Raw genomic sequence first — 7372 nt, forward strand, 5'->3', positions numbered from 1 at the left:
GTGCTCACGACCGCCGAGTCTAGGCCGCGCCCGGGCGGGCGGGCGCGGCCTAGACTCGGCGGTCGTGAGCACCGAGACCCCTCCAGCGCAGCAGACGAACGGTCGCGGCCCCCGGGTCGCCCCCGGTGTGGACATCAAGCCGCGCAGCCGCACGGTCACCGACGGCCTCGAGGCGACGGCCTCGCGCGGCATGCTCCGCGCCGTGGGCATGGGCGACGACGACTGGGTCAAGCCCCAGATCGGCGTCGCCTCCAGCTGGAACGAGATCACCCCCTGCAACCTGTCCCTGGACCGCCTGGCCAAGGCCGTCAAGGACGGCGTGCACGCCGCGCAGGGCTACCCCCTGGAGTTCGGCACCATCTCCGTCTCCGACGGCATCTCGATGGGCCACGAGGGCATGCACTACTCCCTTGTCTCGCGCGAGGTCATCGCCGACTCCGTCGAGACCGTCATGAGCGCCGAGCGCCTGGACGGCTCGGTGCTGCTGGCCGGCTGCGACAAGTCGCTGCCGGGCATGCTCATGGCCGCCGCCCGCCTGGACCTGGCGAGCGTCTTCCTGTACGCGGGCACGATCCTGCCGGGCCGGGCGAAGCTGTCCGACGGCAGCGAGCACGAGGTCACCCTCATCGACGCCTTCGAGGCCGTGGGCGCGTGCGCGCGCGGGCTGATGTCGCGCGAGGACGTCGACACCATCGAGCGCGCCATCTGCCCGGGCGAGGGCGCCTGCGGCGGCATGTACACCGCCAACACCATGGCCGCCGCGGCCGAGGCGCTCGGCATGTCGCTGCCGGGCAGCGCCGCCCCGCCGGCCACCGACCGCCGCCGCGACGGGTACGCCCGCCGCTCCGGCGAGGCCGTGGTGAACCTGCTGGCCCGCGGGATCACCGCCCGCCAGATCCTCACCAAGGAGGCGTTCGAGAACGCCGTCTCCGTCGTCATGGCGCTGGGCGGCTCCACCAACGCCGTGCTGCACCTGCTGGCCATCGCCTACGAGGCCGAGGTCGACCTCACGCTGGCCGACTTCGACCGCATCGCCGGCCGCGTCCCGCACCTGGGCGACCTCAAGCCGTTCGGCCGCCACGTCATGGTGGACGTCGACCGCATCGGCGGCATCCCCGTCGTCATGCGCGCCCTGCTGGACGCCGGGCTGCTGCACGGGGACGTGCTGACCGTCACCGGCAGGACGATGGCCGAGAACCTGGCCGACATCGCGCCGCCGGACGTCGACGGCGTCGTGCTGCGCGCGCTGGACGACCCCATCCACAAGACGGGCGGCATCACGATCCTGTCCGGCAACCTCGCCCCCGGCGGCGCGGTCGTCAAGAGCGCGGGCTTCGACTCGGAGGTCTTCGAGGGCACCGCCCGCGTCTTCGAGCGCGAGCGCGCGGCCCTGGACGCCCTGGAGGACGGCACGATCGGCGCCGGCGACGTCGTCGTCATCCGCTACGAGGGCCCCAAGGGCGGCCCGGGCATGCGCGAGATGCTGGCCATCACCGGGGCGATCAAGGGCGCCGGGCTCGGCAAGGACGTGCTGCTCATGACCGACGGCCGCTTCTCCGGCGGCACGACGGGCCTGTGCGTGGGGCACGTGGCCCCGGAGGCCGTCGACGGCGGTCCCATCGCCTTCGTGCGCGACGGCGACCGCATCCGCCTGGACGTGGCGCGCAAGACGCTGGAGGTCCTCGTGGACGACGCCGAGCTGGCGGCCCGCCGGGAGGGCTGGCAGCCGCTGCCGCCGGTCTTCAAGCGCGGCGTGCTGGCCAAGTACGCCAAGCAGGTCCAGTCCGCCTCGCTCGGGGCCGTCTGCCGCTGAGCACCGCCTCCCGGCGGCCCCGCGCGGGGCCGCCGGGAGGCCCTCAGGGGGCGGGGCGTCCACCAGGTGGACGATCTGTCCAGGATGTGAGACGGGACGCGCCCGTGGCTGACAGCCGGGGCCGACGGGGATACCTTCGTCCGCATGCGGTTCCTCGTAGCCATCGGACAGCGCGCCGGCTGACCACGTTCGGCCGAGCGCGCGACCCCTCACACGCCATCCCGGGCTGAGGGGTCTTTTTGCGTCCGGCTGACCGACCGGCTGGGCGTCCGAGAGCACGACACCGTGAACGGCACCGCCCGAGGAGGACACGAGAGATGCCCGAGCAGCTCCCCCTGGACCCGCAGCTCCCCGTCGCCGAGCTCACCGGCGCGCAGAGCCTCATCCGCTCCCTGGAGGCGGTAGGGGTCGAGGTCGTCTTCGGTCTCCCCGGCGGCGCCATCCTGCCCGCCTACGACCCGCTGATGGACTCCCCGCACGTGCGCCACGTCCTCGTGCGCCACGAGCAGGGCGCGGGCCACGCCGCCGAGGGCTACGCCGTGGCCACCGGCAAGGTCGGCGTCTGCATGGCGACGTCCGGGCCGGGGGCGACCAACCTCGTCACCCCGATCGCGGACGCCAACATGGACTCCGTGCCGATGGTGGCGATCACCGGCCAGGTCGGCGCCAAGGCCATCGGCACCGACGCCTTCCAGGAAGCCGACATCGCCGGCATCACCACGCCGATCACCAAGCACAACTACCTGGTGACCGACCCCGCCGACATCCCGCGCACCATCGCCGAGGCCTTCCACCTGGCCGCCACCGGCCGCCCCGGTCCCGTGCTCGTCGACATCGCCAAGTCCGCGCTGCAGGCCACGACGTCCTTCGAGTGGCCCACGAGCGTGGACCTGCCCGGCTACCGGCCCGTGACGCGCCCGCACGGCAAGCAGGTCAAGGAGGCCGCGCGCCTCATCGCCGCCGCCCACCGCCCCGTGCTCTACGTGGGCGGGGGCGTCATCAAGGCCGACGCCTCGCCGGAGCTGGTCGCGCTGGCCGACCTGACGGGCATCCCCGCGGTCACCACGCTCATGGCCCGCGGCGCGATCCCCGACTCGCACCCCTCCAACCTCGGCATGCCCGGCATGCACGGCACCGTGGCGGCCGTCGCGGCGCTGCAGAAGTCCGACCTGCTCATCACCCTCGGCGCCCGCTTCGACGACCGCGTCACCGGGGACCTGCCCAGCTTCGCCCCCCACGCCAAGGTCATCCACGCCGACATCGACCCCGCCGAGATCGGCAAGAACCGCTCCGTGGACGTGCCGATCGTCGGCGACGCCAAGCTCGTCCTGGCCGAGCTGACCGCCGCCGTGGCCGCCGAGTTCGAGGCGAACGGGCGCGCGGACCTCACCGCCTGGACCGACCTCACGAGCTCCTGGCGCGACACCTACCCGCTGGGCTACACCGAGCCCGACGACGGCACGCTCGCCCCGCAGCACGTCATCGCGCGCATCGGCGCGATCGCCGGCCCCGAGGCCGTCTACGTCTCCGGCGTGGGCCAGCACCAGATGTGGTCCGCGCAGTTCGTCAAGTACGAGAACCCGCGCACCTGGCTGAACTCCGGCGGCCTGGGCACCATGGGCTACGCCGTGCCGGCGGCCATGGGCGCCAAGGTGGGCAAGCCCGACACCGTCGTGTGGGCCATCGACGGCGACGGCTGCTTCCAGATGACCAACCAGGAGCTGGCCACCTGCACCCTCAACGGCATCCCCGTGAAGGTGGCCATCATCAACAACTCCAGCCTGGGCATGGTGCGCCAGTGGCAGACGCTCTTCTACTCCGAGCGCTACTCCAACACCGACCTGAACTCCGGTGACCACCACGGCGCGCACGCCACGCCGATCCCGGACTTCGTCAAGCTCGCGGAGGCCTACGGCTGCGTGGGCCTGCGCTGCGAGCGGCCCGAGGACGTCGACGCCACCATCGAGAAGGCGATGGCGATCAACGACGTCCCGGTCGTCGTGGACTTCCGCGTCCACCGCGACGCCATGGTCTGGCCGATGGTCGAGGCCGGCGTGAGCAACGACGCCATCCAGTACGCCCGCGGGCTGTCCCCGGAGTGGGACCGCGAGGCCGACAGCGACGGCGTGTCCACCGACGACCCCTCGCACGTGCAGGTGATCTCCTGATGAGCCGCCACACCCTCTCCGTCCTGGTCGAGAACCGGCCGGGCGTCCTGATGCGCATCACCTCGCTGTTCGCGCGCCGGAACTTCAACATCCACTCCCTCACGGTCGGACCGACCGAGCGCGGTGAGATCTCCCGGATGACCATCGTCGTCGACGTGGAGACCCAGCCGCTGGAGCAGGTGACGAAGCAGCTCAACAAGCTGATCAACGTCCTGAAGATCGTCGAGCTCGAGGACGACGCCTCCGTGCAGCGCGAGCTGATGCTCGTCAAGGTGCGCGCCGACGCCGCCGCCCGCGGCGAGGTGCTCGACACCGTGCAGCTGTTCCGGGCGCACGTGGTCGACGTCGCCCCCGACGCGGTGACCGTCGAGGCGACCGGCAGCCCGGACAAGCTGGCCGCGCTGCTGCGCGTGCTCGAGCCGTTCGGCATCCGCGAGCTCGTCCAGTCCGGCTCCGTCGCGCTCTCGCGCGGCGGCCGGGCCATCTCGGACCGCGCGCTGCGGTCCGCCTGAACCCCCCGCACGACACGAACGAGGAGAACCCGAAGTGGCCGAGATGTTCTACGACGACGACGCCGACCTGTCCACGATCACCGGCAAGAAGGTGGCGGTCCTGGGCTTCGGCAGCCAGGGCCACGCGCACGCGCTGTCGCTGCGCGACTCCGGCGTCGACGTCGTCGTCGGCCTGAAGGAGGGCTCCAAGAGCCGCGCCAAGGCCGAGGAGCAGGGCCTGCAGGTCCTCACGCCGTTCGAGGCCTCCAAGGCCGCCGACGTCATCATGGTCCTGGTCCCCGACCACCTGCAGCGCGGCCTGTACGCGGAGTCCATCGAGCCGAACCTCAGCGCCGGCAAGGCGCTGTTCTTCAGCCACGGCTTCAACATCCGCTTCGGCTACATCAAGCCCCCGGCCGACGTCGACGTCGTCATGGTCGCCCCCAAGGGCCCGGGCCACCTGGTGCGCCGCGAGTACGTCGACGGCCGCGGCGTGCCGGTCATCGTCGCCGTCGAGCAGGACGCGACGGGGAACGCCTGGCCGCTGGCCCTGGCGTACGCCAAGGCGATCGGCGGCCTGCGCGCCGGCGGCATCAAGACGACCTTCACCGAGGAGACCGAGACCGACCTGTTCGGCGAGCAGGCCGTCCTGTGCGGCGGCGCCTCGGCGCTCGTGCAGACCGGTTTCGAGGTCCTCACCGAGGCCGGCTACCAGCCCGAGGTCGCCTACTTCGAGTGCCTGCACGAGCTGAAGCTCATCGTCGACCTCATGTACGAGGGCGGCATCGCCAAGCAGCGCTGGAGCGTCTCCGACACGGCCGAGTGGGGCGACTACGTCTCCGGCCCGCGCGTCATCGACGCCTCGGTCAAGGAGCGCATGAAGGACGTCCTCAAGGACATCCAGGACGGCACCTTCGCCCAGCGCTTCATCGAGGACCAGGACGCCGGTGCGCCGGAGTTCAAGCGCCTGCGCGCCCAGGCCGAGCAGCACCCGATCGAGGCCACCGGCCGCGAGCTGCGCAAGCTCATGGCGTGGGTGAAGTCCGACGACAGCGACTACGTCGAGGGCTCCGCCGCCCGCTGACGCGAGCCGCCGAGCGACCGAGGGCCCCGCACCGGAACCGGTGCGGGGCCCTCGCGCGTCCGGTCCTCACGGCCAGGGCGTGAAGTCCAGCTCCTGGAACTCGCGCACCTCGGTGGCCCAGCGCCGCGCGACGAACGCCGCGTGCTCCGGGTGCGCGTCGTAGGCGCGGTAGGCCTCCTCGTCGGCGAAGCGCATGGAGAAGCGGAAGCGGAACCCGCTCTTCGCGCTCACCTGCCGGCTGACGGTGAAGTCCTGCACGCCGGGCACGGCGGTCAGCACCTCGCGCGCGCCGGTGAGGAAGGCGCGCTCGGCCTCCGAGCCCTCCGGGTGGACCAGGGTGAAGCAGACGGTGTGCTCGATCACGTCGTCCCCGTTCGTGCGGTGTCCTCGGGTGTCCTCGGGTGTCCTCGGGCCCCGTCCGGCGGCGGGTGCCGGGCCGGTGCCCGCCGCGATCGTGCCAGCCGCCCGCCCGCCCGCGCGCCGGGGGTGCCTCAGCCGCGGGCGGCGAACTCCGCGCCGACCCGCGCGCGGTCGGCGCCCGCGCGCAGCAGCACCGCCAGCAGCACGCGCGCCTGACCGGCCCGCAGCCGCCCCGCGCCCACCGCGCCGGCCGCGGCGAGGTCGTGACCGCCGCCCCCGCCGCCGTACGTGGTGGCCACCGGGCCGTCGGGCACGCGGGTCGTCACGACCACCGCCACCCCGGCCGCGCACGCCCGCCGCACCGCGTCCACGACGGCGTCGGTGGTGTTGCCCGAGCCCAGGGCGGCCAGCACGAGGCCGCGGGCGCCGAGCGCCACCGCCGCGTCCACGAGCGCCCCGTCGGCGCCGGGGTGCACGGCCACCACGTCCACCCGCGGCCACGGCGCGCCCGGGCGCCACGCCAGCGCCGGTCCGCGCCCCGGCGGGTCCGGGGCGGCGAAGGCGTCCAGGGCGGTGGTGTGCCGCTTGGTCGTGCCCGCGGCGGGCAGCACCCGGCCGCCGAAGGCGACGAGCACCCCCTGCCCGCGCGCGGCCGGGTCGGCGGCCGTGCGCAGCGCGGCCAGCACGTTCGCGGCGGCGTCGCCGTCGGGGTCGTCGGCGGTGCGCTGCGCGCCGGTGAGCACCACCGGGCGCTCGTCGTCGTGGTGCAGGTCCAGCAGGTACGCCGTCTCCTCCAGGGAGTCGGTGCCGTGCAGGACCACCACCCCGCGCACGTCCTCCCCGGCCAGCGCCGCCGCGCACGCCGCGCGCACGAGCGCCACCTGCTCCAGCGACAGCGTCGAGGAGTCCGCGTGCAGCGCCTCCACCGTCCGCACGGCCACCCCGGCGCGCTCACCGGCGTCGCCGAGGACGTCGGCGCCCGACAGCGAGGGCGCGCTCACGCCGCGCTCGTCGCGGGTGCTGGCGATGGTTCCGCCGGTGGTGACGACGACCACGAGGGGGGCGGTGCGCGGGGAGGGGTCGGCCGGGCTCACGACGGGCGAACCTACCGCCGGGCCCGGCGCGGGCGGGGTGGCCGGGTCCGCGTGCGCGCGCGTCGGGCACCTGGCACGCTCGCGGCCATGAGCGAACTCAGCGACGACGACATCACCACGACCCCGGCGGGCGTGGCCGGCGGCTCCGGCGACGCCGACTCGGGCGACTCCGACGCCACCCAGGTGGACCCCGCGGGCTCTGACCCGGCGGGCACCGACCCCGCCGGCGGCGAGGGCGGCGACGCCGACTCCGGCGACTCCGACTCCACGCAGGTGGACCCCTCGGGCTCGGACCCGGCGGGCAGCGACCCCGCGGGGTCCTGACGTGACGCTGGCCCCCTCCCGCCCCGCCGCCGGGACCT

General features: G+C 73.9%; 7 protein-coding genes. 5 read left to right on the forward strand and 2 right to left on the reverse strand.

Annotated elements, in window-relative coordinates; genetic code table 11:
- The first annotated feature begins 127 nt into the window (after window positions 1-127).
- The 4 genes from ilvD to ilvC all read left to right on the forward strand — a co-directional run bounded on the left by ilvD (window position 128) and on the right by ilvC (window position 5556).
- Window positions 128-1813 (forward strand): dihydroxy-acid dehydratase, encoded by a 1686-nt coding sequence (ilvD, locus tag GTQ99_RS17155; protein WP_420814579.1) that lies wholly within the window; start codon window positions 128-130, stop codon window positions 1811-1813.
- 317 nt (window positions 1814-2130) lie between these two features.
- Complete coding sequence (locus tag GTQ99_RS17160; RefSeq protein ID WP_166616947.1) at window positions 2131-3981, forward strand: acetolactate synthase large subunit; 1851 nt, start codon at window positions 2131-2133, stop codon at window positions 3979-3981.
- Window positions 3981-4493 (forward strand): acetolactate synthase small subunit, encoded by a 513-nt coding sequence (gene ilvN / locus GTQ99_RS17165; RefSeq protein ID WP_166616948.1) that lies wholly within the window; start codon window positions 3981-3983, stop codon window positions 4491-4493. Before GTQ99_RS17160 ends, ilvN begins: the two co-directional genes overlap by 1 nt.
- Before the next feature lie 34 nt (window positions 4494-4527).
- Window positions 4528-5556, forward strand: coding sequence for a ketol-acid reductoisomerase (ilvC, locus tag GTQ99_RS17170; RefSeq protein WP_166616949.1), 1029 nt, complete (start codon window positions 4528-4530; stop codon window positions 5554-5556).
- 66 nt (window positions 5557-5622) lie between these two features.
- Here the strand turns inward: ilvC and GTQ99_RS26240 are convergent, their stop codons facing one another.
- Both GTQ99_RS26240 and GTQ99_RS17180 read right to left on the reverse strand, forming a co-directional pair.
- Window positions 5623-5919, reverse strand: a complete 297-nt coding sequence (locus tag GTQ99_RS26240; RefSeq protein ID WP_166616950.1) for a Dabb family protein — start codon at window positions 5917-5919, stop codon at window positions 5623-5625.
- Between the two features lie 128 nt (window positions 5920-6047).
- A complete protein-coding gene (locus GTQ99_RS17180) occupies window positions 6048-7010 on the reverse strand; it encodes an asparaginase domain-containing protein (protein WP_166616951.1) in 963 nt (320 codons plus the stop codon).
- Between the two features lie 87 nt (window positions 7011-7097).
- On the opposite strand from GTQ99_RS17180, the gene GTQ99_RS17185 reads away from it, so the two are divergent.
- A complete protein-coding gene (locus GTQ99_RS17185; protein WP_166616952.1) occupies window positions 7098-7334 on the forward strand; it encodes a hypothetical protein in 237 nt (78 codons plus the stop codon).
- The last annotated feature ends 38 nt before the right edge of the window (window positions 7335-7372 follow it).

The sequence above is a fragment of the Kineococcus vitellinus genome, from assembly GCF_009906315.1.
GTDB lineage: Bacteria > Actinomycetota > Actinomycetes > Actinomycetales > Kineococcaceae > Kineococcus > Kineococcus vitellinus.

Coding starts and splice junctions, on each gene's coding strand:
- GTQ99_RS17160 (WP_166616947.1), top strand. CDS start 2,131: ATGCCCGAGCAGCTCCCCCTGGACCCGCAGCTCCCCGTCGCCGAGCTC.
- ilvN (WP_166616948.1), top strand. CDS start 3,981: ATGAGCCGCCACACCCTCTCCGTCCTGGTCGAGAACCGGCCGGGCGTC.
- GTQ99_RS17185 (WP_166616952.1), top strand. CDS start 7,098: ATGAGCGAACTCAGCGACGACGACATCACCACGACCCCGGCGGGCGTG.